This window comes from Mesorhizobium sp. P2_D6 (assembly GCF_056404315.1).
In genome coordinates this window covers 209,924-235,374 of record NZ_JBFUEG010000003.1, presented here as the reverse complement: position 1 = coordinate 235,374, position 25,451 = coordinate 209,924, and the positions used below count along the sequence as shown (strand labels likewise).

Here is a 25,451-nt window from a genome sequence, read left to right as displayed (position 1 = left end):
TCTCGATCCGTCTGCCTACTCGAAGCTCGGCGCCTTATTTGGCGGATTCGTTGGAGGAGCAATTCAGACTTTCACGTAAAAAGCCCGCCACCGTGAGGCAGCGGGCGAAAAGGCGAAAACTTTTCGTCTTTAATGAGAGCGAGACCAGAACCTCCTGCGATTTAAGATCATCGCCCCTCGGTGATCCGGCGGCGGGTGCGGAATTCCGACATATCTGTCAGCGCTCCGCCACCCGATTCTTGCGCAGCCGCCCGCTAGCTCGAATCCGCCGGTGTCGACTTCATCCCCGAGAACGGCGCCGCCAGCCCGCCGAATGAGATACCTCGAATTGCGCTCGTTAGGGCGGTGGCCAACGGCGCAACTACCTCGCTGGCATACAAGGGTAACTATGTAAGAAAAATGAATCAATTTCCGTGTAAAAATTCATCAATCATAAGTTAAATTAGGATATTTCTGAAATATGCCTTGAGTAATGAGCTCGGCAAATACGTTCTCCGATCAACCAAATAGGGGCCACTTCGGTGGCGAGGCCAATGAACGCTCTTGCGCGCGCCGACAAATCGGCATCTGACCAGCTCACTGGTCCAGATGCGAAGCCCGTTCAGCTTGAAAGCAAAACCCTGGCGACTCCCGCGGGCGCGGTCGAGCTACAGTCTCTGCTGGGCAAGCACTTCCGCGACAACGGCGACGACGCTGTCGCAGTACCCGCGGCGGCCCTGCCGGCGGCATCGAACTGGACGTCTCGCCTTGTCAAAAGCGCCGTCGGCCTGGCGTTGGTGGTAGCGGCCGGATGGATGCCGGCGCAGCGGCTCTTCCAGATTTCGAGCGTGGAGGCTGTCGTAAGCGCCCGTCTCGTCACCGTGCGAGCGCCAATCGACGGAATTGTCCGACTCGATACCCGACATACGGGTCTTGGTGAGACGATAGATCTCGGCGACCCGCTGGTGACAGTCACGAACCCCCGTGCGGACCGTAGCCGCCTGGAGGCCGCAAGCGACGAGCTCAGCAACGCCCAACAGGAACGTCAAGCTCTCTCCTTGAAGCTGCTGAACCTCAAAGGTATTCGCGAGAGCCTGCGCACACAACTTGCAGCATTTCATTCGAACCGTCTTCGCCAGCTTGATGCCGAGAGCACCGAAGCCGATGCGGGCATTCAGGCATCAGTCGCCGAGCAGGCCAGAGCGGACGCGATCCGCTCCAGGCAGGCAACGCTTTCACAATCGGGGTCGGTCGCACAATCACGAATAGACGATGCCGAGCGTGACTCAAGGGTTGCTGTGGCCGCGGTTGCGGCGGCGCGCGCCCGTCGCGCGGTCCTAGTGGTCGAACGCGATGCCCTCAATGCAGGAACCTACCTTGGCGACGCCTACAACGACCAGCCGCGCTCGGCGCAACGCCTCGACGAGGTGGAACAGGCCATCGCGGGCCTCGACGCCGATATGGTTCGGCTCGCCACGCGCATGAACCGTGCGGAAGATGCAATTGGAGACGAGGAGCAAAGCCTCGCTATGAACGTCCAAGCTCGGCTCATGGCTCCGGTCGATGGCACAGTCTGGGAGGTTCTTACCGCTCCGGGGGAGCAGGTAACGGCAGGTCAACCACTGTTCAGCCTTTTGAATTGCTCGGATGCGATCGTCACGGCGACCGTCAGCGAAGCCGTGTACAATACCCTGAGCGTCGGCATGCCAGCGACATTCACCTATAGGCAAGGCGGCGCGGCACTGGCTGGCAAGGTCGTGCAGCTCAGCGGCGTTGCATCTGCCTCGTCGCACTTCGCGATCATGCCATCCGCCTTGACCAAAGAATCCTACCGGGTGGCAATATCTGTCAGCAAGCTGGCCTCCGATGGTTCATGTCCTGTCGGGCGCACGGGTCGTGTCGTGTTCGAGCCAGCGGCGAGCTGACGGTACGATGGCGGTAGGCCACCCATGAACCCGATGATCTCTGTCTTAGCCGAAGGGCTGACACCGGCTCTTATCGCACTTGGCGGACTTCTGTTACTGCTGCCCTTGATCGATCGCGAGTCGCAATGGCGGGCCGTGCCGATCGTCATCGTGATAGTGCTGACGCTGCGCTATCTGATGTGGCGCGCAACCATGACGATCCCGTCGGCGAGTGAACCCGCCGACTTCGTCGCCGGTTGGCTGTTCTTCGCTCTCGAATGTGCTGCCGCAATCGGATCGATCCTCTCATATATCACGCTGACACGCATCAAGGACCGCTCACCGGAAGCCGACGCCAACACCGAATGGTTGCTTTCACGCGAGAAGGCGCCGTTGATTGACGTGTTCATCTGCACCTACAACGAGGAGCGCGATATCCTCGAACGCACTATGCTCGGCGCCATCGGCATATCCTATCCCAATTTTCGCGTCTGGGTTCTCGATGACGGACGGCGCGCGTGGCTTGCCGAACTCGCGACAGAGCTGAAGTGCAACTATCTGAGCAGGCCGGACCATGCGCACGCGAAAGCGGGGAACATCAACCACGCGCTGCGGCACGTTTGTGGGCTCGACACTCCGCCGGATTTCGTCTCCATCCTGGACGCCGATTTCGTTCCGACATCGGCGTTCCTCTCGCGTGCGCTCACGCTGTTTCGAGATGAGGATGTCGGCATCGTTCAGACACCACAGCATTTCATCAATCCGGATCCGATTCAGGCCAATCTGCAGGCCTCCGATGCCTGGCCGGACGAGCAGCGCTACTTCTTCGACGTCCTGATGCCGGCGAAGGACGCATGGGGAACCGCATTCTGTTGCGGCACCTCCTCGGTGATACGCATGCAGGCTTTGGCCGAGGTCGGAGGCTTTGCCACCGAGTCGGTTACCGAGGACTATCTGTTGACCTTGCGGCTAAAGCGCCATGGGTACCGTACGGTCTATCTCAATGAACGCCTTTCGCTCGGACTGGCCCCTGAGGGAATCAAGGAATACATCACCCAGCGCAGCCGCTGGTGTCTCGGCTTCATGCAGATCATCCGAGGCGCAGATGGGCCGTTCAAGCGCCGCAACGGCTTACATCTCCTCGATCGCATGAGCCTCATCGAGAGCCTGCTTCACTGGACGGCCTCCTATCTGTTTCGGATTGCCGGCCTGGTGATCCCGATCCTCTACCTGCTCTTCGACGTCCAGGCCGTGAATGTTGGAACCGCCGACGGCATCGCGCACTTCGTTCCTTACTATCTTGCCCAGGTCGGCGTGATGGCATGGCTCTCGGGACAACGGGTGCTTCCGGTGATGTCCGACGTGTCACAGCTCCTTGCCGCGCGTGAGGTCCTGTCGGCAGCTGCGATTGGGCTCTTCCGTCCGAAGGGGCAAAGATTCAAGGTCACGGCCAAGGGAGGAGATCGAAGCGAGACGGTGATCCAATGGCGGATGCTAATCCCATTCAGTGTGCTGCTCTGCCTGACCATCCTCGGTATTCTTGTTTCCTTCGGCGGCGACGGACCACTGCAGGATTCCAGCGTCGTTGCACTCTATTGGTGCTGGTACAATATGCTCATCCTTATCTCCACCATTGCCGTCTGCATCGAGCGACCGCGACTGCGGCGCAACGAGCGGCTTCGCAGTGCACTGCCTGTTATCGTGACGATCGGTGCCCGGTCTCATGTGTATCAGACTGCGGACATTTCGCTGGGTGGAATGCGGCTGGTGGGCATGGTGCACGCACCGATTGGTACGGAAGTAGGAGTTCAGATTGGTGGTGCTCGCCTCAATGGACGCATCGTCAGGAGCTCTGGCCACGATTTCGCGGTCGAGGTCGAACGCAGCATCGGTGCTCGCGCCGCAATGGTCCGGCAAGTCTATTCGGGGGGCTTCGTATCGAGCGTGGGCCGTGTGCGACCGCGTCAGGTCGCCGGCAAGGTTCTGGCGCGACTTTTCAAGTGAGACGCGCTTGCGGCATTTAACTCTCAATTATGCATGTTGCTCGACGCTGATGATCCCGCCAACACGCATCCCAGTAAGGAGTGCGATGGCCAATTCGATCATCGGCCTAGGCCTTCCGAAGCGTGACAGGAGCGGCTGCTTACTCGCTTTCGCCTTTCGAAAGCCGCCGGTCCGCTTCCGGCCCAAAAGGTGCCTGTCGGCTACGCGCCTCATATCCGTCATAAAGCGAGAATTTGCGCCCGCCCGGAGGCAGACATCGCGCAAGGGTGATTGGAAGTGAGCGGCTACTTACGGGCCGTGTTGGGTTGCGAAAGCGATCACGAACGTCACGCAGAAATTGCGACCAGAGCGACGGATGGCCTACGCCAGAAGCGGATGACTATCAAAACAGCTCGCTGGAATGCGGGAAAACGGGTGGCTACTGGCGTCCCTGAATAGTCAGTGAGGATTGTCGTGACTCTTATTCTCCCCGACGTGATGTCATGTTCGTTGCCGACCTCTGAAAGGGGGCTTGGGGAAGCGCACCAATGAAGTGTCGTCAAAAACCGGCCACTTCGGCATCAAATGTAGAGCAACTTGTCGTTAAGGCACGTTAGTGGCACCGTATCCGCCTACAGAGGGCACATATCCAAATGTAGGGGGCGCGGCCACATATGGGTGCACAGAGCGAATTCCAGGAGCTCCAGAAATGCTGTGACGATCTCACCCGTGTTCTCGACCTGGCTGGGACCTGGAGAGGGCGCGACACAACGTTCATCGCGGAAAGCCTCCTTGCCGTTCTCTGCCGTATGCTGGATCTTGATTTTGTCTATCTTCGCCTGGATGAAGCGGTACACGCATTCACCCGAGTTGGACAGGTCCTGGGTAGCGCGCTTGGGACCGACGACATGTCGGAACGAATTGGACGCTGGCTCGACACCGAGCCGCAGCTGCGCTCAAGGCATTTTTTGGCGAATGAGATGTCGATTTCGGGTGCAGCTTTTCCATTGGGCATCGCCGCAGGGATCGGTTGGTTGGTGGTAGGCTCGCGTCGCCACCCCTTCCCCAGCGAGACGGAGCATTTGCTGCTGAGCGTGGCAGCCAGCCATGCCACGGTCGCGTTTCGCGAGGTGCGCGATCTGGCCGATCGGCCGCTGCCACCGGGCTTCCGCCATCGTGAGCCAACCGAGGCGGCCCTAGCCGAAGGCGAACGCGCGCTGCAGCTATTCATCGACACGATTCCGGCAGCGGCATATTGCGCCACCGCGGACGGAATGGTGGAGCTCATCAATCGGCATCATTTGGACTATGTGGGTCGCACTTACGAAGAGATGAAAGGCCTGGGTTTTCTCGGGCAGTTCCATCCCGACGATTTGCCGGGTCTCCTTTCAACTTGGCAGGGGATGTTGGCCTCCAAACAGGGGGGCGATCTCGAGGGGCGTGTACGCCGGGCAGACGGTGAGTATCGCTGGACACTGATCCGCACGACCGCTCTGCTGGACGACGATGGCAATGTCGTGCGGTGGTATGGGGTCAATACCGACATCGAAGACCGTAAGCGCACGGAAGACTCACTGAGAGCGGCTGAAGCGGCGCTCGCGGCGACAGAACGTAATTTCAGCCTCATGATCGACTCGCTGCCCGTTCTCGTCTGGTCAAGCCGGGCGGACGGAAGCGCCGACTATGTGAACAAGCCCTATCTCGAATATGCCGGCCTGCCCGAGCGCGACATCATGGATTGGGGCTATCTGAATCTGATCCATCCCGACGATGTGGAAGGGATGGCAGCCCGGTGGAGGGCGCAACTAGACCTGGACTGGGCCGTCAATCAGGCTCGTCTCCGCCGCCACGACGGCGAGTACCGGCGATTCTATTTTGCCGGCCGGAAGTTCATTGACTCAAGCGGCGCGGTCAGGTGGTTCGGCGCCAATATAGACATTGAAGACCTGAAGCGGGCCGAGGACGCTTTAAGGGAGAGCGAAGCCGCGCTCCGGACGAGCGAACGCAAGCTACAGCAGATCATCGGCACCATCCCGGGCTTGGTTTGGACAGCCTCCGCGGATGGCGCGGGCACGTTCGCAAACCAGCACTATCTCGACTATGTCGGTTTCTCGGCTGAGGACGCGCTCGGCCGCGGGTGGGCTACCGCGGTTCATCCGGATGATCTGGAGCGTCTTGCGAATACGTGGACATCCATGCTGGAAACCGGTCGTGGCGGCGATGTCGAGGCACGCATTCGACGAGCCGATGGACAGTATCGCTGGTTCCTGTTTCGCACGAATCCGCTATACGACGATGCGGGAAATCTGACCCAGTGGTTCGGCATCAACACGGACATCGACGACCGAAAGCGGGCCGAGGAAAAACTGCGCGAGGCCCAGGCGGAACTCGCGCATGTGACCCGCCTGATCACCATGGGCGAGCTTGCCGTGTCGATTGCGCATGAGGTGAACCAGCCGCTTATGGCCATTGTCACCAACGCGGCAACATGCCTGCGGTGGCTGGAGGAGGGCAAGCTTGACGTGACCGAGGCAAGACAAGCGGCCGAGCGCATTGTCAGGGACGGGCATCACGCCGGTGAAATCATCGCGAGCATCCGCGCACTGGGGCGCAAATCGTCGCCGCTGATCGAACGAATGGACCTGGGAAAGGCGATCAGGGAGATGCTTGAACTCATTCAGGGACAGCTCGGCCGGGCGGGCATAGAGCCGACGCTGGAATTTTCGGATGACAAGCCTGAGGTATTCGGTGACCGTACACAGCTTCAACAAGTCGTGCTTAACCTGATCCTGAACAGCGTCGAGGCTATGGCTGATACCCCGGATGAACAGCCCCGATTGCACATTCACGTTTCTGCCGGCGACGACGGTTTTGCTGAGGTCCGCATTGCAGACAATGGACCGGGCATCGATCCCAACACCATCGATCGTCTGTTCGACGCATTCTTTACAACCAAGCCAAATGGGATCGGGATGGGCCTTTCCATCTGCCGATCAATCATCGACGGGCATGGTGGGCAGATCTGGGCATCCCAGAACGCTCCTAAAGGCAGCGTGTTCCATTTTACCGTGCCTCTGGCCGTGGCGGCGTAGTGAGATGAGCAAGAACACCAGTTTTGACAAACCCACGGTAGTCGTCATCGACGACGACAAGAGTGTGTGTGAGGCGCTCCGGGGACTTTTCGAGTCCGTAGGTCTGTCGGTTCAAACTTACGGTTCGGTCCAGCAGTTCATAGCGGATGACCTACCCGCGCGGCCTGGTTGTCTGGTGGTTGACATCCGTCTTCCGGGGCAGAGTGGCCTCGAACTTCAGGAAATGGTTGCGAGGACTGGAACGCCGCGATCAGTTGTCTTCATCAGTGGCCATGTCGATGTGCCAATGGCCGTTCGTGCAATGCGAGCCGGCGCAGTCGATGTCCTGACGAAACCTGTTCGAGAGCAGGACCTTTTGGAGGCCGTCCACAAAGCGATAAGCCAGGATGCCTTGTGCCGTAGGCAAACGAAGCTGAGAGCTTCGTTGGAGGCACGGTATGCTACGTTGACAGTGCGAGAGCGCGAGATCATGGCCCTCGTCGTGACCGGAATGCAAAACAGCCGGATTGCCGCCGAGGCCCGGATTGCGGAAGCTACTGTAAAGCTTCACCGAGGGCAGGTCATGCGCAAAATGGCAGCGGATTCCATCGCCGCGCTGGTCAGGATGGCGGACCTTCTCGATGACGGTCATGCGGCTACGCTCGACCAAAGCAGTGACAGCACACGACCTAGGTCTAGGTTTCGTCACCTCTCGTCGGATTGAACGGGCAGACTGCCTCGTGCACTATCGCAATGATGAGGGATACAGAAACTACATCACGACCGCTCATCATTGCCTGCGTGGACGACGATGCCTTGGTCCGCGAGGCGATCGAGGGACTCTTACGGGCCTTTGGCTATGACGTTCTTACCTTTGCTTCGGCTGAAGCATTTCTCGTGTCCGGCAAGCTCGCTACGGTCGACGGCATTATCACGGACATTCAGTTGGGAGGAAAGTCCGGGCTCCAGCTTCAAAGTGAGCTAGTCGCGACGGGATATTCCATCCCAACCATCGTCATCACCGCTTTCGCGGAAAACGGATACAGAGCACAGGCAATGAGGGCAGGCGCCATCGAGGTATTGTCGAAACCCATCTCGTCGGAGCGCCTTCTGGAAGTCGTTGAAACTGCCCTGAAAGGTAGGGGGCCCTAAGACCCGGCTAGATTGCCCGGACCGGTATAGTGGAGGGGGCTATGCAGACGTACCAGACGGAAACATCGGCTTATACGACCCCGGGAGTAACCGCTCGCGCCGCGGCGGAAACCATACGCTTTGGGCGGTTCCGCGTTCTGCCCGGCTCTCGCCTTCTGCTTCGCAACGACCAGAAAGTCCCGATCGGCGGCCGCGCTTTCGATCTTCTGGTCGCCCTGCTCCAGTTGCGCGGCCAACTGGTCGACAAGGTCGAGATTAGAAGACGTGTCTGGCCCTCCACCATCGTCGATGAATCCAATATCCGATTCCAGATAGCGTCGCTTCGCAAAGCTCTTGGCCCGGAGGGAGACTTGATCAAGACAATTCCAGGGCGTGGGTATCTGCTCGCTGAACCGCAACCTCGTTCGGAACCGTCAACACCCGCCGCGATACCGATTGCCTCCTCCTGGTTTCCGATTTGGCTCAGGTCTCCTCACGACCAGTTTTCTCCGTCAGAGCAATACGTCGCCCTGGTAGACGACGACGCCTCGATCCTTGAGGCCCTAGCTGGCCTTATTCGTTCCGCCGGCTTTCGCGTCGAGACCTTTCAATCGACGCGTGACTTCCTGGACAGCGATCAACTCCAACCGCCGATCTGTATCGTTCTGGATGCCTGGTTGCCGGGTCAGGGCGGCCTGGATTTTCAGGACAAGCTGCTTCGCGCCGGCGCCAACGTTCCTATTATCTTCATTAGCGGTCACGCCGACATCGCCATGTCAGTTCGTGCGATCAAAGCCGGCGCGTCTGATTTCCTGACGAAGCCGGTCCGGCATGAAGACTTGCTGAACGCAATAAGCCTCGCAGCGTCTGCCGCAGCAACCTGAGATAAACGCGCTCGATCATTATTATGCGGCACACGCGCGGAAGCAGAGTGGTCGCACAAGAGCGTTTAAAACAAGCCATCGACATCTATCACCGCCTGCGCAAAAGCCGCTGGTGCCTCTTGCGGCAGATTGTGTCCGATGCCGCAGTCTTTCCGGTTCGCGGTGCCGACGGCCCACGCTCGTGTCATCCAGTGCAAAGTCAGCGTTACAACGCACCTCCAGATGCGGCGGCGACTATGTTCGAAAGCCTGTCGGCCATCCCGCGAAGCAGCAGCTTCGTGTGGTCGATCACCCCATGATGCTCCCCAATCCACATGGGATCAGTGTAGCCAATCCAGGTTTTCCCTTCAGCGTCCCGCCACGCGAGCGCTTTCAGCGGCAGGTCAATCGCTGCGGTCTGCATATCCTGCATGATCGGCGTCCCGGCCTTCGGGTTGCCAAAAATCAGCACTTCCGTTGGCCTCAGATCCATGCCGACTTGCGCCGCTGCCGCGGCGTGGTCAATGCGTGCCAGAACGGCCATTCCGTTGGAGACAGCGGTCGCCGCCAGGCGATCCATGGTCTCCTTGGGATCAAACCCGCTTTCGCGCGCGATAAAACCTTTCGGTGTCATGCCAGCGACCTCACGAGCCATCGCCTGACTGAGACCACCGCCCTTCGACCTCCCTCATCTTATCGGCAAGTTCGCTCGGGGTGAGGATGCCTTTCCGGAAGAGGATGTTGGCGAAGGCAACGATCCAGCGCTCATAGTAGCTGAGCTTGCCGACCATCTCGGAACCCAGCGCCTCGACTCCGCAGCGCTTCTCCTCCGTGTTGATGATCTTGTGAAAATCGAGGACGTCGGCCAGGGCATGGCAGCGCTTTTCCCAAGGCTCGAGCTCGTGGTCGACGCGATGGATGGGATCGGCCGGCACCCCACCGATGTCGTTGGGAAGCCGGCTCACAAGGTGCTGCGTATCGGTCATGGTTCAACCTCACTGCTCAAGTCTGACGGGAATCACGCCGATCATCGCGTCGCGTGTGACGAGATCGGCCAATTGTTGCTCGTCATAGGCATCGGTGCCGTCAGGACGCATAGGCAGCACGAGATAGCGGACAATCGCCGTCGAATCGCTGACACGGACTTCGACGTCTTCGGGAATTTCCGTACCGAATTCGGCAAGAACGGCACGGGGTTCCGCAACGGCCCGCGCCCTGTAGGGCTTCAGCTTGTACCAGTCCGGTGGGAGCCCGAGGACAGGCCGCGGGTAGCACGAACACAGGGTGCAGACGATCAGGTTGTGAACGTCCGGGGTGTTTTCCAGGACGATCAGTTCGGTATCGTCATAGAAGCTGATGCCGAGCTCCTCGCAAGCGGTGCGTCCGTTGCCCAGCAGGCGGGCCTTGAAGTCCGGATCGACCCAGGCGCGCGCGACGACCTTTGCTCCGAGGGCGGGGGTTCGCGAGTCGATCACCTCAATCTGGCGCCGGATCTCATCGGCGCGGATCAGCTTCCGCTCGATCAGAAGTTCGCGGACAGCCGTTTCCATGATGTCATAGTAGCCCGGCGCCTCGGTCTGCGTGATTTCGGGATGGGCATGATCATGCCCGTCGTGATCGTGATCAGGTTGAGCCATCTTCAGATCCTCTCAAGCCATGTCTCAAAGATTTCGATGCGCAGCCCGTCTCGCGGCGAGCCAACATAGTCGGCCCATATTTCGGTCATCGGGATGGCCACACGGTAATAGTGGCGCTTCGATCCGGCATTGCGGCCAAAGCCTTCCTCCTCGTTGTCGACCGCCGCCGGCTCGATGACGGCCTCGATCGACCCTTGCTTGCCGCGCAGGTAAATCGGCACTCGGTAATGGCCGATCGGGGAGCGCGTGAGTATCCTGACCCGGTCTCCAGGCTGGAAGATCGGCGCCTCGCCCGTGGCGAGCACGACGCTGAAGCGTCCGGTGTGCGAGGCGTCTGATCGGCTCCCCATTCCTTCCTCCCTGGTCAAATGTCCGGCTCGCAATTTCTGGTGCTTCCCTGTCGGAACGGCGCGAACATCGTGGCAATTTCGCTCTCCGTGAAGCGCGGTGTAATGTGTTGCGGGCAGTTCCAGTCGAACGCCGCCACCGTAATCACCATTGATCGTTCGACCACCGCACCGTATTCGGCGATCGCCATCCGTTCCGCGAGCGCTGGATCGTCGTGAACGTCGAGTGCGCGCATTCGTCCGAAAATCTTGAGGCGGCGCCGGTCTGCATAGTCCATGAGGAACAGCGATACCTGGTCATTCCCGGCAACATTGCCGGTGGTGATGTACTGGCGGTTGCCGCGAAAGTCGGCAAAGCCGAGGGTCCGTTCGTCGAGAACGCGCAGGAAGCCCGCCGGACCTCCTCGGAACTGGACATAGGGCCAGCCGGTTTCGGAAACCGAAGCGATGTAGAAGCTGTCGCGCGCGCCGATGAAGGCAATCTCATCTTCGCCAAGCCGTCCGTTGACGTCAGGCCCAAATTCGCGTCGTGCATAGGCCTTACGACTGCCCAGGGCTTCCTGGACGGCCTTCACGGCGCTGGTGAATGCTATGTCCGCAAACTTGTCAGGCATTGGAACCCCGAATCTGACGGGTCGAGGAAACAAGCCGAACAATGGGAAGAACCTTGTCGGATGCGTCACGTCTTCTGGGCAGCCCTTCACGTCCTGTGACCTCGTCCTTGACTGTCGACCGTGGTCTTCAAGCCGCGCTTGAGAAGCGGAATGCGCTGCCCTTGCGCTCCGCATATCCAATTCCCGGATACTCCCAATGATACCCAAGCAGCTTCATCTTGTCGGTCGCCGCGCGGTCGAGCAGCTTGAGCCGGTTCTGGATGGCGAGATCCGGAAGCGTGTCGTAGCCGAATTTCCAGTCGGGATGTTCGAACGAGACGATCTGATTGTTGGCAACGTCCCCGGTGATGAGCAGTCCCTCCGAGCCTGCCAGTTCGAATGACAGGTGACCCGGTGTGTGGCCTGCCGTGTCAAGAACGCTCAATCCCGTGACCACCTCGTCGCCGGGCTTGAGCATCACAACCCGGTCCTTGATGGCGTTGAGGTCCCGCTGTGCGCCCTTTGCGAAATCATGGAGGGCGTCGGGCATGTTGGTCAGATAGTCCGGGTCCATCCAGAAATCCCATTCGGATGCGCCGACATGGTAAGTGGCATTCGGATATCGCAGGCCGCCACTTTCGACCAATGTTGCCCAGATGTGGTCGGGATGCGCGTGGGTGAAGACCACCTTGGTGATAGTTGTAGGATCTATGCCGGCATTCTGGAGGTCCTCCGCGAGGCGGCCATCGGTTGCTTGGTATTTGTGACCTCCGCCGATATCGACGAGGATGAGGTCGTTCCCCCTACGCAGGAGCGGAATATTGGTCTTGGCGCGAACAACTCCGCCCGGAGCGTCGATGCGACTGAGGATGGCCGCTCTTTCCTCCGCCGGGACGTCGGGCACGAGGATCTCGCCGGGAACAGAGATGAAGCCGTCGCTGAGCATCGTGATCTGAAATTCGCCATGGGAAAAGCCGTAAGCGGGTGACGCGTGTGCCGCTTTCGGCAGAAGCGACGACATCGCCAATGCGCTGGCGGCACCGAGCACCTGCCGACGGGTGACGAGATCGAGGTCCATGGCAATCAATCCCCTTTTCGTTCCTTAACCCCGCCGCCGACCCCGGGCGCTACGGCGTGCCTGGCTTGGCCGGCACGTCGAAGCTGACAGCCTTGCTGTCGATGACGTGATGCGTCGGATCCGCCAGTTCGACAAGAACCTTATGCGCACCGGGCTTCAGCCCGACCACGATGATGGTCTCCCCGCTGGCGTCAACGAAATGCCAGGGCGCGTCATCAACGGTGATGTGCACATGGCCGATGCGCGGCGACACATCGAGCGCACCTTTGCCGAAAACCGGCACGATGCGCAGGTTTTCGGTTCGGTACTGGATGAAGACGAGTCCCCGCGACAGCGGCTCGGCCAAAGGCGGGTCGACGACGAGCTTCGGCGCTGGCTCGTTTTCGATGGCAACGAGCGGCGACGGACCGACGATGTCCTTCGCGCTTTGCGCAGAAGCGCCCGTGGCGCCGACTGCAGCGGATACGGCCATGGTGATCAGACCCTTGTGAAAGACATTCATCGGGAGTCTCCAGCCAGAGATGGCGACCTTCTAGACCTGCGCCGATCCGCCATCGACGAAAAGCTCGCTGCCGGTCACGAAGCTGCTGTCGCTCGAAGCAAGGAACAGTGCAGCGCCCGCCGTTTCGTCCGGATCGGCAAGGCGACCCAAGGGTGTCGCCGCCCTCAGGGCGCCGAACAATGCGTCCCTCGCTGCCCCGGCCGGGGCGAGTTCAGCTAGGCCGGGGGTGGAGGTGGAGCCAGGCGAAAGGACGTTCACGCGAATGTTGCGACCGGCGAGATCGAGGATCCAACTGCGGGCGAAGTTTCGGATTGCGGCCTTGGTGGCGCTATAGACGCTGAAGTTCGGCGTGCCTGTCGTTCCCGTGGTCGATCCGACGAGGATGACCGACGCATGAATATTCAAGAGCGGCAGCGCCTTCTGAACAGTGAAGAGCGTACCCTTTACGTTGGTCCGGAAGGTGTTGTCGAAATGCTCTTCCGTGATCGCCCCCAATACGGCGAACTCGCCGCTGCCTGCATTGGCGACGAGAACGTCGATCGATCCAGCGTCCTCGCGGACGATCGCATAGAGGCGGTCGAGATCGGCCATGTCGGCCACATCGCCCTGGATGCCGCGCGCACCATTGCCAACCGCCAGGACGGCGTCGTCGAGTTCCTTCTTCCGGCGCCCGGTGATGAAGACACGCGCTCCTTCGCGTGCGAAACGCGTGGCAATGGCTAGACCGATGCCGCTGGTGGCGCCGGTGATGACTGCGACCTTTCCGTCGAGCCTGCCCATCACACGCCCTCGTAGACCAGTCTGGTGAAGAACGCGGGGTCGATGACGAAATTGCCCCATATAGGGTCGAAAGCGGCCGTCGGCTTGGCCGCAACAGCCTCGTCGCGGGTGCGTCCTTCGCGTTTGAGTTTCGCGACGTTGTCCCTGATCCCGACCAGCATGTCGCGAAAAGCCTGGAGCTCGGCGCGGTTGCTGACCGGTTGGCCGTGGCCGGGGATGATGATTGTCTTGTCGGTCGTCGCCGCGAGATTAGCATCTGAGGCCGCGATCATGCCGTCAATGCTGCCGCCGGTCGAATAGTCGATAAAGGGGTAGACGCCATTCCAGAACGTGTCGGCGACATGGACAATGTCCGCCTCACCGAAGGTGACGGAGATGTCGCTGTCGGTGTGAGCCGCACCGAAGTGCTTGAGCACGATGGACGCGCCGTTGAGTTTCATGTCGAGGCTGTCGGCGAACACTTCCGTCGGCAGGCCGTCGGCGGCGAGCGGCAGGAAATTGTAGTCCCACTCCTCCACCCGCTGGACCTGCGACAGGTATTTCCGGGTGTTGTCCTGCGCGATGATCTTTGCACCCGCCGGCCCCAGCCAGGAATTGCCGTCGGCATGGTCGAAATGCCAGTGCGTGTTGATCAGGTGGGTGACAGGTTCCGCGGAGATGTCCTGCAGTGTCTTGGCCATTTGCGGCCGCGACATGCTGATCCCCGCATCCACAAGCACCTTGCCATCCGGGCCGGTCAGCACGGCGACGTTTCCGCCGGAACCTTCCAGCACACTGATGTTGTTACGCAGTTTGTGCACCGTGATGGGCGATGCGGCTGCACTGTCCTTGATCAGACTGACAATGCCCCTGGCCTCCGCATAGGCTTGGCGCGGGCTGAACCAGCCGCCGCCGGCGGCGATGGCCGAGGCGCCTATGCAGCAGAGGCAGAAGCCGCGGCGCGAAAGGAGATGCTGGCGGGGTGCGGGCATTGTCATAGTCCCAGGATGTGCGTGAAAAGTCATGGCCTTGCTTGTGTCGGGGTGCGCCTGACACGGGCGTTAGCCAAATGGACTCAGTTGGTGGCCACCTTGCGGTCCAGGAAATTCCGGATGAGGGGCACCATCTCGTCGAGCTTGTCCTCGAGCGCAAAATGTCCGGTGTCGATGAGATGGAGTTCAGCATCGGGCAGGTCGCGTAGATAGGGACCGGCCCCGTCCGCCGGAAAGATCTTGTCGTTCTTGCCCCAGACGATCAGCGTCGGCGGCTTCCGCTCCCGGAAGAACGCCTGGAATGCCGGGTAGAGCGGGACATTGCTGCCATAGTCGTGGAAGAGGTCGAGCTGGATGTCCTTGTTGCCCGGTCGATCGAGCAACGCCTGGTCATGCGCCCAATTGTCCGGATCGATCCGTGACAGGTCGGACACGCCGTCCGTGTACTGAAACTTAGTGGTCTCGGGCGCGACCAGGAAGCTCAGCGCCTCGCGATGGGCATCCGATCCGTCCGCCCAATACGCCTTGATCGGATCCCAGAACTCCCTGAGCCCTTCCTCGTAGGCGTTGCCGTTCTGGATGATGAGGCCGGTCACGCGCTCGGGGTGCTTGAGCGCGAGCCGGTAGCCGACCGGCGCGCCGTAATCCATGACGTACATCGCATAGCTCTTCGTCCCGAGGTGGCCGAGCAGGCCGTCGACCACGTCGGCGTAGTGGCCGAACGTGTAGGCGAATTCTTTGTGGTCGGGCGCGCCGCTCTGGCCGAACCCGGGATAGTCCGGCGCGATTACGTGGTAGCGATCGGCCAGCAGCGGGATCAGGTTGCGAAACATGTGCGACGATGTCGGAAAACCGTGCAGCAGCAGAACCACGGGCGCGTCGGCGGGGCCGGCTTCGCGGTAGAAGATGTCGACACCCTCGACCTTGGCGGTGCGATAGTGAACCGTTGGCGGAACAACCTGCTCTGCGGCGTATGCGGCTTGGGCGCCAATCTGCATCGATGCCGTCGACGAAAGCAGGACGGATGCGACAGCCAGGGCGGCAAGCCTCGAATTGAAGGTCAACATTTCTGCTCCTTTGCCGGCCAGCCGCCGGAGTTACGGGGAGGGAGCGCTACGCGGAGGGAGGGCCGCGTAGCGCGGCTTCGGACCAATGCCGGGCGGTGGCAAGTTCAGGCCGAAGCACGGATGAACGAGAGAAGCGCGGCGTTGATTTCGTCCTTGCGGGTGGTGCACATGCCGTGCGGCGCGCCCTTCAGGATCTTCAGCTCCGATCCCTTGACCAGCTTGGCCGTAAGCAGGGCAGAGTCGGCGATCGGCACAAGCTGGTCGTCCTCGCCGTGGACGATAAGCGTCGGAACGTCGATCTTCTTGAGGTCTGGCGTGAAGTCCGTTTCGGATTGGGCCTTGATGCCGAGATAGCACGCCGGCATGCCGGCCATCATGCATTGCAGGACGAACTGCTCGCGCACGCCCTCCGAGATCTTGGCGTCCGGCCGGTTGTAGCCGTAGAACGGCAGCGACAGTTCGTTCCAGAAGGCCGACCGATCCGCTTGAACCTGTTGGCGGAGCCCGTCAAAGGCTTCGATCGGCGCCCCGAGGGGATTCGCTTCAGTCTTCAGTCGAAGCGGCGGTATGGCACTGATCAGCACAACCTTGGCGACGCGCTTCGTCCCATGCCGGCCGACATAGCGCGCCACTTCACCGCCGCCGGTGGAATGGCCGACATGGACGGCATGCTTCAGGTCGAGCGCTGCGACCAGTTCGGCCAGATCGTCGGCATAGGTATCGATGTCGTTTCCCTGCCATGGCTGGCTCGAGCGTCCATGGCCGCGACGGTCGGCGGCTATCGCGCGATAGCCGTTCGAGGCGAGGAAGAACATCTGGTCTTCAAAGGCATCGGCGGACAGCGGCCAGCCATGGCTGAACACGACCGGCTGCCCGGAGCCCCAGTCCTTGTAATAGATCTGCGTGCCGTCGCTGGTCGTAAGGAAGCTGCCGGACAGCGCTCCCTTGCGGCGCCCTGTGGCGGCTTCGGCGTGGTCCGCACCGTCCAGGCCTGGCAGACCCAAGGCCGAGGCGGCAAGCAACCCAGTCGTTCCCATCAGAACGGTGCGGCGCGAAGCCATGCGATGAGGCGAGTACAAAGTAGTCTCGGTCACAGCTTTATCCTTTCGATTGTGTCGATCGCTTGGAACCGGTAGACCAGCACCCACAGCGCCGTCGTGCGAAGCGATCAGGATTTGATGAAGGCGAGCAGCTCGTCGTTAACGCGATCCTTAAGCGTGGTGCACATGCCGTGGGGGGCGCCCTCGTAGACGACGAGTTTCGCGTCTTTGACGATCTTGGAGGACAGGAGCGCGGAGTCGGCGATCGGCACGATCTGGTCATCGTCGCCGTGAAGCACCAGCGTCGGGACATCGATCCGCTTGAGGTCCTCCGTCAGGTCGGTTTCAGAAAACGCCTTGATGCAGAAATAGGAGGCCGGGAAGCCCGCCATGATGCTCTGCAGCCAGAACGACTGGCGGACTCCCTCGGAGACTTTCGCGCCGGGGCGGTTGTAACCGTAGAAGGGAAGGCTGAGGTCCTTCCAGAACTGGGAGCGATCAGCGACGACCGCAGCCCGCAACTGATCGAACGCCTCCATCGGCGTGCCGCCAGGGTTCTTTTCCGACTTGATCATGACCGGCGGGATTGCTCCGATCAGCGCAGCCTTGGCGACGCGCCCGGTGCCGTGCCGGCCGATATAGCGAGTTACCTCGCCGCCTCCGGTCGAATGGCCGATGTGGATCGCGTCCTTCAGATCGAGCGCCGCGGTCAGTTCGGCGAGATCGTCCGCATAGGTGTCGAGGTCGTTGCCTTGCCATGGCTGGCTTGAGCGGCCATGACCTCGACGGTCGTGTCCGATGCATCGGTAACCACGGGAGGCCAGGAAAAACATCTGGTCCTCGAAGGCGTCGGCGGTGAGCGGCCAGCCGTGGCTGAACACGATTGGCTGCCCGGATCCCCAGTCCTTGTAGTAAATTTCGGTACCGTCTTTGGTCTTGATCGTGCTCATGGCCTTGTCCTCTCATTTCCTGCAGCTTACGCAAGGGCATCGCGTCGATCGAACGAGAATCCGAGAGAGGGCGTTAGAAGGTGTGAGACGAAGCGGAACAAAGGTCGGGCGGCGTTCTGTTGCAACAACAGGTGCCTTAGTTTTGCAAAAGCATTGAAAGCCCAACGACGCCTTCCCAAACGCTCGGACAATGCCGTTAGATCTCAATGACAACGTGCTGTGGAAATTGGTCCGAAAGACAGGCGCTGAATCGCAGCATTACTTTCACCGTCACGAAGAAAGAACTGGTCGTCGGGGGCGTAAGCAGAAGTTTGTAGGGTTGGCAGTGGGCGGACGGCAGCTTTAGTCTGCTCCATGCCGATAGCCGACAGTCCGAAATCGGCCCCTGCGGTCATTCTGGAGCATGGCTCCGAACGTTCGCAAACGAGGTTAGCTATAGCGGACTGCGTGGCGTCACGGGAGCATACGGAACGATACGGGAAGATTTCTGATTTTTTGCCCACGAAAAAGTCAATAAAATCAAATTCTAATACGCCCTCCGGCTCCACCAAATTGTTACAAATCAGTGGCTTGCACTTAACTCATTGAGTTTGAATTGAGCGTCATCGGGTAAGTCTCTGCCTTTTGAGTGAAATGGTTTGGGCCCGTTCGTCAATTTTCTCCGTCTCGTCGATGGCACCCGTCACACGTAGCTCGACACTCCCGGCTTCGAAAGACCCTTCGGCGATGCATGCGGTATTCGGCGGCAACGACGTGGAATTAGGCGGGGTTCCGAACTCGGCCGTGCACGTCCCCCGCCAGTACTGGCCGTTGATGGCCAAAATCATCGGGGAAATCTTGGTACCTAGCGCGCAACGCTCGCTTGAGATCCTCATACTTGAGGGCTCGGCGAGAACTGACTATCCCGCCTTCGCAAAAAGGGCCATCGTTGCGCGGATGTCGACAGCTACACCTTCAGGCTGCGCGGCCGAAGCGATCGACCCTGAAATCGTCGAGCGGCGTTTCGCAACGGTCGGTCATGATGAGCTCGGCCATGGCATCGCCCACGCCCGGACCGAGCTGGAAGCCGTGTCCGCTGAAGCCGAAAGCGTGGAACAGGCCTGGCGTCGTCGCCGAGCGTCCCATGATCGGCAGCATGTCTCTGACATAACCCTCGCAGCCGGACCAAGTGCGAATGACCGTAGCCTGCGCGATCGCCGGCAGCAGCCGCGCGACGGCGCGCAACTGCAATGGAAGGCGCATGGGATCGGCGCTGGCGTGGCCTGGATCGAGATTCACCGCTACTCTTTCGGCCGCTCCGCCGAAGACGATGTTGCCCCGCTCGACCTGACGCAGATAGGCGCCATGGTCCTTGTTGCGCGTCCAGATGCCGACCACCGGCAAGATCTGATGCGGCAGCGGCTCGGTCACGCCCATCTGCGGGCCATAGGCGTCGAGCGGGACCTCTTCGCCGAACTGCGCTGCGATGCGCGCGCCCCAGGCTCCGGCGGTGTTGAGCAGGCAGCCGGCGGCGAATTTACCTTTCGAGCTGGCGACAAGGAAACCGGAGCCCATGTGAGTGATCTTCTCGACCTCCGCTCTTTCGATGATCTCCGCACCGAGCTTACGGGCTGCCTCGGCATAGGCAGGCGCGATGAGCCGCGGATTGCCGCTGCCATCTTGCGGAGAGAACGACGCCGCGATCGCTTCGGGACCGAGGCCGGGAAAGCGGGCACGAATCTCGCGTGGACTGAGTTCCTCCAGTTCAAGCCCCTCGGGGCGCGCCGCCTTGGCGTAGGCCCGCATGTCGGCGAGGCCATCTCCATCGAAGATCAGCCGGATATGGCCGGTAGCGCGGAATTCCACGTCGCGGCCAAGCATCTTCTCGGCCTCGCCCCACAGCCTGAGCGAGCGATGGGCCAGCGGAAGCTGGGACAGATGACGCCCCGTACGCCGGATGTTGCCAAAGGAAGCGACCGTTGCTCCGGTGCCGATCCGGTTGCGCTCGATAAGCGTCACGCGCGCCCCGCGCCTGGCGAGGAAATAGGCCGAAGCCGTCCCCATCAGGCCGCCGCCCAGCACGATCACATCCATAGTCGTTCCTTAGCGTAGAGCAGCTGATCCTTGGATGTATCCATCTTGTCGGTGCCCCGGCATTGCGTCAAAGATGGGTTTGGACAGAAGCCATAAGCTTTACCTATGGAGTGGCCATGCGGGCCCGGCAGCTCGAAGTGTTCATCGCCGTCATGCGCGCGGGCACCGTGACCGCCGCGGCGCGGATGCTGAACATCTCCCAGCCCGCGCTCAGCCAGATCCTGCTCCACACCGAAGACGAACTCGGCTTCACCCTGTTCGAGCGGGTGAAGGGTCGGTTACGACCGACCCCGGAGGCGCTCGAGATCTTCCCTGATGCCGAGAGGTTGTCGGCGGGGCTGGAGGGCCTGCGCCGCAAGACCACCGACCTGCGTCTGGGCCGGACCGGGCTGGTGCGGGTCGCGGCTTCACCGCCGCCGGCCATGGCTATCTTGCCGCGTGCGTTCACCAAATTCCGGGTCCAGCATCCCAACATAATGTTGCGTGCTCATAGCGCGCCGATCTCCGCCATCATCGACATGCTGCGCGCCGGCGATGCCAGCCTCGGCGTGGCCATGGACGACCGCCTGCCTCCCGACATCGAGGCGGAAGTGATCGGCAGCGTCGGCTTCTCATGCCTGCTGCCCGCCGGGCATGCGCTGCAAAAGAAAGCCGAACTGACGCTCGCCGACCTCGTCGGGGAGGAGTTGATATCGTATCGCGGCAACACCCGTCCCGCCGACGAACTGGCCCACGCTGCCCGCGCGCAAGGTGTGACGCTTTCGCCGTCGCTCGAGATCGACGTATCCATCTCCGCGGTCGGTTTTGTCCAGGTCGGTCTGGGCATCGCCCTGGTCGACGCGCTGCTGCCTTGGCATCAGTTTGCCGGGCTTGCGGTCAGGCCAATGACGGCAGGGCCGGAATTTCCGATCGCGCTTCTCACTTCGCGGACGCGGGCCCTTTCACGCGCCGATGAGACGATGCGCGATGAGATCCGCGCGGCCTGTGCCGCCGTCCTGAATGAGCATCGCGCGAAAGCATAAGCAAGACTTATATCCTTGCTCATCATACGTCTTGGACCCGCACCATCCGGCATGCCAATTTGCTTGGCAGACAGGAAGGGACGCATCATGGATGGTGTCATCACGGCGGATAAGGCGCAGAACAGAGCCGACTGGAAGGTTGGCGTCGATATCGGCGGGACATTCATCGATTTCTGTGCGCTCGAAGCAAATTCCGGACGCCTCGTCTCGCTAAAGGTGCTGACGACGCCAGAAGATCCGGGCGCCGAACTGATGACCGGTCTTACCCTTCTGGCCGAGCGCGAAGGTTTTGATCCTGCCCATATGACGCGCTTCGTCCACGGCACCACCGTCGGCATCAACACGATCATCCAGCGCAAGGGCGCGCCGCTGGCGCTGTTCACCAATGCCGGCTTCGAAGACGTGATCGAACTCGCGCGGCTGCGCATGCCGGACATGTATTCTCTGTTCTGCTCGCGTCCGGACCCGCTGATCTCGCGCGACATGGTGTTCGGCATTCCGGTCCGCATGCGCGCCGATGGAAGCGAATCCCAGGCGCCGGATATGGCGGTGGTGGCCAGCGCGGTGGCAGCGGCGAAAGCAAATGGAGCGCAGGGGATCATCGTCTCCTTCCTCCATTCCTGGCGCAACGCCGCGCAGGAGGCTGCCGTCAAGGCGACGATCGCGCGTCTCGCTCCCGACCTCTTCGTCTTCTCTTCGGCCGAGGTGTGGCCTGTCATCCGCGAATACGAGCGCAGCTCGACCGCCATTCTCAATGGTTATGTCCATCCGCGCGTTTCGGGCTATCTGACGGCGCTGGAAGAGCGGCTGAAGGACCGCGGCGTGCCGGCCCGCCCGATGCTGACGAAGTCGAACGGCGGGCTGATGAACGCCGCCGAAGGCAAGCACGCCTGCGTCAACATGTTGCTGTCGGGAACGGCCTCCGGTGTCATCGGCGCCTCGTGGCTGGCCCGTCAGGCTGGCGAAGACAAGATCCTTACCCTCGACATCGGCGGCACCTCAGCCGACTTCGCGCTCATCATCGACGGCGAGCCGCAGTTCGGCACCGGCGAACTGATCGGCGAATTTCCGCTCCATATCCCCTCCATCTCGGTGAGCTCTATCGGCGTCGGCGGCGGCTCGATCGCCAGCGTCGACGCGCAAGGGGTGCTGCGCGTCGGGCCGGAGTCGGCGGGTTCGACGCCGGGACCGGCATGCTACGGCCGTGGCGGCGAGCGGGCGACGGTGACGGACGCCATGGTGGTGTGCGGATGGCTCGGTCACAGCGAGATGGCCTACGGCCAGCTCAGGATCGATACCGGACTGGCGCATCGCGGGGTCGGCGAGCTTGCCGCCCGGCTCGACCGACCGGTCGAGCAGACCGCGCAGGCGATCCTCGACATTGCGGTGTCGGAGATGTTCGTCGAGGTCGAGAAACTCGCCTCGCGCGCCGGCGTCGACTTGCGCGATTTCACGCTGATGCCCTTCGGCGGCGGAGGCCCGATGCTCGGCGCCTTCCTGGCCCGCGAACTCGGGATGAAGCGCGTCATGGCGCCCCGCCGTCCCGGCGTGGTGTCGGCGCTGGGCGGGTTGGTGGCGGATCTGCGCGGGGACTTCATCCGCACCATCTTCAGCCCGCTGTCGAGCATGTCGCTTACCGGAATTCGCGAGGCCTTCGAGGCCCTGGCACGTGAGGGCCGCGACTGGCTCGCGGCGCAACGTCATGACGGGGAGGCGGAGCTCAATTTGTCCTGCGACATGCGCTATGTCGGACAGAGTTATGAGATCGAGGTCGTCCTTTCACCGGAATGGCTGACGGACGGCAATGCGGCCGCCATCGCGCAGGCCTTCCACCTCACCCATCAGCAGCTCTACGATTTCCACGACCCGGACGGCGAGATCGAACTTGTGAATGTCCGGCTATCCGCCGTAGGCGCGGGGCCGAAGCTCTCCTTCCTGGAGACAGACGAGATCCGTGCCGCCGCCGTTCCGGCGCGCCGGCTCCCGGTCTATACGGGCGCTGGCGTCGAGACCGTCGACCTCCACGACCGGCAGGCCCTGGTGCCGGGCAGCACGTTCCACGGGCCTGCGGTGGTCGTGCAGGAAGACACCACCTTCGCAATTCCCGCTGGAGCACAGGCACGAGTCGACCGTCACCTCAACCTTTTGCTGACCTTCCCGGAGTGATGCCATGTTTGACCGGACAAATCTGCAGGTTCTGGCGAACCATGCCCGCGCGGCGGCCGAGAACATGGCCCACACGCTGCACCGCACTGCGCACTCTGCCTTCGTCAAGGAGACGCAGGACTTCACCGTGATGCTGATGGATCGTTCGGGCGCGACCTTCGCCGTGCCGATGGACCTCGGCGCCACCTGGTATCCGGGGCTTTCGTATCACCGCGCCATCGCGATGGTCGACGACTACCGGCCGGGCGACGTTGCGTTCACCAACGATCCCTATTCGGGCCACGTCGCCACGCACGCGCCCGACACGCATCTGTGGAAGCCGGTCTTCGTCGATGGCGAGATCGTCGCCTGGACCGGAGGGCATATCCACAACACCGACATGGGTGGCGCGGTGCCGGCTTCGCTCAGCCGGGCGCTGACCGAGATCCATCAGGAAGGCATCCGCTTTCCGCCCATGAAGCTGGTGAACGAGGGCGTCTTCGATGAAACGATCCTTCGGATCATGAGCACCAATGTGCGCAAGCCCGACCTCAACATCGGCGACATCAAGGCGCTGGTCGGCGCGCTCAACACCGGCGAGCGCAAGATCCAGGCGATGGTGAAGAAGTTCGGCAAGGCCGGCTTCATCGAGGGCGTTTCCGCGCTTCTCGACCATGCGGAGGCGCAGGCGCGCGACGTACTACGCGCCATGCCCGACGGCACATGGCAGTTCGCCGATTATGCCGACGAGGATTCGGTCGAGGCCAATCCCTGCAGGCTGAAGCTGACGCTGACGATCAAAGGCGACGAGGCGGTGCTCGACTTCACCGGCTCCGATCCGCAGCTCGGCTCCTCGCTCAACGTGCCTTCAGGCGGCGACCCGCGACACACCATGCTGCTGGTGGGCGTCTACTACGTGCTCTACACGCTCAATCCGAAGATTCTGCTCAATACGGGCCTCACCCGGCCTTTTACCTGCATCGCACCCACGGGTTCGGTGCTGAATCCGGTATTCCCCGCTGCCGTGGGCATGCGCTCGCTCACCTGCGCCCGGCTGCGGTCGGTCATCTTCGGCGCCTTCTCGCAAGCCGTGCCGGAGCGCCTGCCAGCAGCACCTGCCGGCAACAACTGCATCGTCAACGTCATGACCACGGACGAGCGGACCAGCAAGACTGTCATCACGGCGGTGAATCCCGTGGTGGGCGGCGGCGGCGCCATGCCGCATCGCGACGGAACCAATGGATCGGGCGCCGACGCCGCCTATCTCAAGAACACGCCGATCGAGATCACCGAGACCGAGATCCCGGTCGAATTCGTGAAATACGGGCTCGCCAGGGACAGCGGCGGTGCGGGCCGCTGGCGCGGCGGGCTGGCGACCGAGATGGCCTTCCGTGTCTTCGCCCCCGACTCCAGGATCACGGCGCGCAACCGCGATCGCAGCTTCTTTCGTCCGTGGGGCGTGCTGGGCGGCAAGGCGGCCGGCCTATCGGACATGGTCGTCAATCCAGGGACCGAGCACGAGTGGCGGCTGGGCAACATCGACACGGCGGTGCTGCAGCCTGGGGACGTGCTCGATATCCGCTCCGCCGGAGGCGGCGGGCGCGGCGATCCGCGTACGCGCGAGCCCTGGCGCGTCGCACAGGACGTGCGGCGTGGCTATGTGTCGCCAACGGCTGCCGAGCGCGACTATGGGGTCGTCATCCGCGACGGCGAGGTCGACGTGCAGGCGACGGAAAGACTGCGCGCGCGGCAGGGGCCAGCCGCCGGCCATTTTCATTTCGGTCCGGAGCGCGATGGCTACGAAGCGCAGTGGACGCCGGCGGCCTATGACCTGCTCACAGCCATACTGAGGGACTTGCCGATCCACTGGCGGTTTTTCGCCAAGACGGAGATCTTCCGTCGCATGAAGGGGCGCTCGGGACCGGAAGGCGTCCAGGCGGCGTTCGATGCGGTCTGCGAACGGTTCCCCGAACTGCCCCGTCCTCGCAGCGTGCGAGAGGCAGCGGAATGATCACCGCCGGCCGCATCGTCCGGCTGGCCGAGCGCAACCGCGCAGTGGTGCATTTCTTTCTCGACGGTGAGATGCGCTCTGCACTTGCGGGCGACACCGTGCTGACCGCCATGCTGGCATCAGGGCATGCGTTGCGAAAGTCCGAGTTCGGACCGGAGCCGCGCGCCGGCTTCTGCCTGATGGGAGCCTGCCAGGATTGCTGGGTATGGCAGGACGAAGGACCGCGCCTGCGGGCGTGCTCGACATTTGTCAGCGAAGGCATACGGTTGCGCACGATGCCACCGGAGGGCTGGCCGTGAGCGGG

Annotated in this window: 23 protein-coding genes; 10 read left to right on the top strand and 13 right to left on the bottom strand. The window is 61.7% G+C overall.

The window, feature by feature from the left end:
• The first annotated feature begins 533 nt into the window (after positions 1-533).
• The 6 genes from AC1D1L_RS07480 (at position 534) to AC1D1L_RS07455 (ending at position 8,952) form a co-directional block, all read left to right on the top strand.
• The gene (locus AC1D1L_RS07480; protein ID WP_477340154.1) at positions 534-1,904 is read left to right on the top strand and encodes an HlyD family secretion protein; all 1,371 of its coding nucleotides are present in this window, start codon (positions 534-536) and stop codon (positions 1,902-1,904) included.
• 24 nt (positions 1,905-1,928) lie between these two features.
• A complete protein-coding gene (locus AC1D1L_RS07475; protein WP_477340153.1) occupies positions 1,929-3,887 on the top strand; it encodes a glycosyltransferase in 1,959 nt (652 codons plus the stop codon).
• Positions 3,888-4,540: 653 nt separating this feature from the next.
• Complete coding sequence (locus AC1D1L_RS07470; RefSeq protein ID WP_477340151.1) at positions 4,541-6,958, top strand: PAS domain-containing sensor histidine kinase; 2,418 nt, start codon at positions 4,541-4,543, stop codon at positions 6,956-6,958.
• 4 nt (positions 6,959-6,962) lie between these two features.
• Positions 6,963-7,661: a response regulator transcription factor gene (locus tag AC1D1L_RS07465; RefSeq protein ID WP_477340149.1), complete on the top strand. Its 699-nt coding sequence runs from the start codon at positions 6,963-6,965 to the stop codon at positions 7,659-7,661.
• Positions 7,662-7,738: 77 nt separating this feature from the next.
• A complete protein-coding gene (locus AC1D1L_RS07460) occupies positions 7,739-8,089 on the top strand; it encodes a response regulator transcription factor (protein ID WP_477340147.1) in 351 nt (116 codons plus the stop codon).
• A gap of 41 nt (positions 8,090-8,130) precedes the next feature.
• Entirely contained in the window at positions 8,131-8,952 is an 822-nt protein-coding gene (locus AC1D1L_RS07455) for a response regulator (protein WP_477340145.1), read from the top strand.
• A gap of 205 nt (positions 8,953-9,157) precedes the next feature.
• On the opposite strand, the gene AC1D1L_RS07450 is transcribed toward AC1D1L_RS07455, so the two are convergent.
• The 13 genes from AC1D1L_RS07450 to AC1D1L_RS07390 all read right to left on the bottom strand — a co-directional run bounded on the left by AC1D1L_RS07450 (position 9,158) and on the right by AC1D1L_RS07390 (position 19,969).
• Positions 9,158-9,565, bottom strand: a complete 408-nt coding sequence (locus AC1D1L_RS07450) for a DUF302 domain-containing protein (RefSeq protein ID WP_477340144.1) — start codon at positions 9,563-9,565, stop codon at positions 9,158-9,160.
• A 10-nt stretch (positions 9,566-9,575) separates the two neighbouring features.
• Entirely contained in the window at positions 9,576-9,917 is a 342-nt protein-coding gene (locus AC1D1L_RS07445) for a nitrile hydratase (protein WP_477340142.1), read from the bottom strand.
• 9 nt (positions 9,918-9,926) lie between these two features.
• Complete coding sequence (nthA, locus tag AC1D1L_RS07440) at positions 9,927-10,568, bottom strand: nitrile hydratase subunit alpha (protein WP_477340140.1); 642 nt, start codon at positions 10,566-10,568, stop codon at positions 9,927-9,929.
• Positions 10,569-10,570: 2 nt separating this feature from the next.
• A complete protein-coding gene (locus tag AC1D1L_RS07435) occupies positions 10,571-10,918 on the bottom strand; it encodes an SH3-like domain-containing protein (protein ID WP_477340138.1) in 348 nt (115 codons plus the stop codon).
• 14 nt (positions 10,919-10,932) lie between these two features.
• A complete protein-coding gene (locus tag AC1D1L_RS07430; RefSeq protein ID WP_477340136.1) occupies positions 10,933-11,598 on the bottom strand; it encodes a pyridoxamine 5'-phosphate oxidase family protein in 666 nt (221 codons plus the stop codon).
• Positions 11,599-11,656: 58 nt separating this feature from the next.
• Entirely contained in the window at positions 11,657-12,586 is a 930-nt protein-coding gene (locus AC1D1L_RS07425) for an MBL fold metallo-hydrolase (protein ID WP_477340134.1), read from the bottom strand.
• Between the two features lie 49 nt (positions 12,587-12,635).
• A complete protein-coding gene (locus tag AC1D1L_RS07420; protein WP_477340132.1) occupies positions 12,636-13,088 on the bottom strand; it encodes a DUF6130 family protein in 453 nt (150 codons plus the stop codon).
• Between the two features lie 30 nt (positions 13,089-13,118).
• Positions 13,119-13,871, bottom strand: coding sequence for an SDR family NAD(P)-dependent oxidoreductase (locus AC1D1L_RS07415; RefSeq protein ID WP_477340130.1), 753 nt, complete (start codon positions 13,869-13,871; stop codon positions 13,119-13,121).
• Positions 13,868-14,845: an MBL fold metallo-hydrolase gene (locus tag AC1D1L_RS07410; RefSeq protein WP_477340128.1), complete on the bottom strand. Its 978-nt coding sequence runs from the start codon at positions 14,843-14,845 to the stop codon at positions 13,868-13,870. The genes AC1D1L_RS07415 and AC1D1L_RS07410 overlap by 4 nt, the downstream gene beginning before the upstream one ends.
• A 77-nt stretch (positions 14,846-14,922) precedes the next feature.
• Positions 14,923-15,837 (bottom strand): alpha/beta fold hydrolase, encoded by a 915-nt coding sequence (locus AC1D1L_RS07405; protein ID WP_477340126.1) that lies wholly within the window; start codon positions 15,835-15,837, stop codon positions 14,923-14,925.
• A gap of 173 nt (positions 15,838-16,010) precedes the next feature.
• A complete protein-coding gene (locus tag AC1D1L_RS07400; RefSeq protein WP_477340744.1) occupies positions 16,011-16,967 on the bottom strand; it encodes an alpha/beta fold hydrolase in 957 nt (318 codons plus the stop codon).
• A 107-nt stretch (positions 16,968-17,074) separates the two neighbouring features.
• Entirely contained in the window at positions 17,075-17,896 is an 822-nt protein-coding gene (locus AC1D1L_RS07395; protein WP_477340124.1) for an alpha/beta fold hydrolase, read from the bottom strand.
• Positions 17,897-18,850: 954 nt separating this feature from the next.
• Complete coding sequence (locus AC1D1L_RS07390; RefSeq protein WP_477340122.1) at positions 18,851-19,969, bottom strand: NAD(P)/FAD-dependent oxidoreductase; 1,119 nt, start codon at positions 19,967-19,969, stop codon at positions 18,851-18,853.
• A 116-nt stretch (positions 19,970-20,085) separates the two neighbouring features.
• On the opposite strand from AC1D1L_RS07390, the gene AC1D1L_RS07385 reads away from it, so the two are divergent.
• The 4 genes from AC1D1L_RS07385 (at position 20,086) to AC1D1L_RS07370 (ending at position 25,446) form a co-directional block, all read left to right on the top strand.
• Positions 20,086-20,991 (top strand): LysR substrate-binding domain-containing protein, encoded by a 906-nt coding sequence (locus AC1D1L_RS07385; RefSeq protein ID WP_477340120.1) that lies wholly within the window; start codon positions 20,086-20,088, stop codon positions 20,989-20,991.
• Positions 20,992-21,078: 87 nt separating this feature from the next.
• On the top strand, positions 21,079-23,157 hold the full coding sequence (locus AC1D1L_RS07380; RefSeq protein ID WP_477340119.1) for a hydantoinase/oxoprolinase family protein: 2,079 nt from the start codon (positions 21,079-21,081) through the stop codon (positions 23,155-23,157).
• Between the two features lie 4 nt (positions 23,158-23,161).
• A complete protein-coding gene (locus tag AC1D1L_RS07375) occupies positions 23,162-25,147 on the top strand; it encodes a hydantoinase B/oxoprolinase family protein (RefSeq protein ID WP_477340117.1) in 1,986 nt (661 codons plus the stop codon).
• Positions 25,144-25,446 carry a (2Fe-2S)-binding protein gene (locus AC1D1L_RS07370; RefSeq protein ID WP_477340115.1) on the top strand — a complete coding sequence of 101 codons (303 nt, stop codon included), beginning with the start codon at positions 25,144-25,146 and terminating at the stop codon, positions 25,444-25,446. Before AC1D1L_RS07375 ends, AC1D1L_RS07370 begins: the two co-directional genes overlap by 4 nt.
• Positions 25,447-25,451 lie beyond the last annotated feature (5 nt).

Excerpts from the sequence above, each read along its gene's own strand:
- AC1D1L_RS07450 (WP_477340144.1), bottom strand. The coding sequence starts at position 9,565 with ATGACACCGAAAGGTTTTATCGCGCGCGAAAGCGGGTTTGATCCCAAG.
- AC1D1L_RS07475 (WP_477340153.1), top strand. The coding sequence starts at position 1,929 with ATGAACCCGATGATCTCTGTCTTAGCCGAAGGGCTGACACCGGCTCTT.
- AC1D1L_RS07390 (WP_477340122.1), bottom strand. The coding sequence starts at position 19,969 with ATGGATGTGATCGTGCTGGGCGGCGGCCTGATGGGGACGGCTTCGGCC.
- AC1D1L_RS07405 (WP_477340126.1), bottom strand. The coding sequence starts at position 15,837 with ATGCAGATTGGCGCCCAAGCCGCATACGCCGCAGAGCAGGTTGTTCCG.
- AC1D1L_RS07465 (WP_477340149.1), top strand. The coding sequence starts at position 6,963 with ATGAGCAAGAACACCAGTTTTGACAAACCCACGGTAGTCGTCATCGAC.
- AC1D1L_RS07395 (WP_477340124.1), bottom strand. The coding sequence starts at position 17,896 with ATGAGCACGATCAAGACCAAAGACGGTACCGAAATTTACTACAAGGAC.
- AC1D1L_RS07380 (WP_477340119.1), top strand. The coding sequence starts at position 21,079 with ATGGATGGTGTCATCACGGCGGATAAGGCGCAGAACAGAGCCGACTGG.
- AC1D1L_RS07470 (WP_477340151.1), top strand. The coding sequence starts at position 4,541 with ATGGGTGCACAGAGCGAATTCCAGGAGCTCCAGAAATGCTGTGACGAT.
- AC1D1L_RS07370 (WP_477340115.1), top strand. The coding sequence starts at position 25,144 with ATGATCACCGCCGGCCGCATCGTCCGGCTGGCCGAGCGCAACCGCGCA.
- AC1D1L_RS07435 (WP_477340138.1), bottom strand. The coding sequence starts at position 10,918 with ATGGGGAGCCGATCAGACGCCTCGCACACCGGACGCTTCAGCGTCGTG.
- nthA (WP_477340140.1), bottom strand. The coding sequence starts at position 10,568 with ATGGCTCAACCTGATCACGATCACGACGGGCATGATCATGCCCATCCC.
- AC1D1L_RS07385 (WP_477340120.1), top strand. The coding sequence starts at position 20,086 with ATGCGGGCCCGGCAGCTCGAAGTGTTCATCGCCGTCATGCGCGCGGGC.
- AC1D1L_RS07480 (WP_477340154.1), top strand. The coding sequence starts at position 534 with ATGAACGCTCTTGCGCGCGCCGACAAATCGGCATCTGACCAGCTCACT.
- AC1D1L_RS07445 (WP_477340142.1), bottom strand. The coding sequence starts at position 9,917 with ATGACCGATACGCAGCACCTTGTGAGCCGGCTTCCCAACGACATCGGT.
- AC1D1L_RS07425 (WP_477340134.1), bottom strand. The coding sequence starts at position 12,586 with ATGGACCTCGATCTCGTCACCCGTCGGCAGGTGCTCGGTGCCGCCAGC.
- AC1D1L_RS07400 (WP_477340744.1), bottom strand. The coding sequence starts at position 16,967 with ATGGCTTCGCGCCGCACCGTTCTGATGGGAACGACTGGGTTGCTTGCC.
- AC1D1L_RS07375 (WP_477340117.1), top strand. The coding sequence starts at position 23,162 with ATGTTTGACCGGACAAATCTGCAGGTTCTGGCGAACCATGCCCGCGCG.
- AC1D1L_RS07420 (WP_477340132.1), bottom strand. The coding sequence starts at position 13,088 with ATGAATGTCTTTCACAAGGGTCTGATCACCATGGCCGTATCCGCTGCA.
- AC1D1L_RS07410 (WP_477340128.1), bottom strand. The coding sequence starts at position 14,845 with ATGACAATGCCCGCACCCCGCCAGCATCTCCTTTCGCGCCGCGGCTTC.
- AC1D1L_RS07455 (WP_477340145.1), top strand. The coding sequence starts at position 8,131 with ATGCAGACGTACCAGACGGAAACATCGGCTTATACGACCCCGGGAGTA.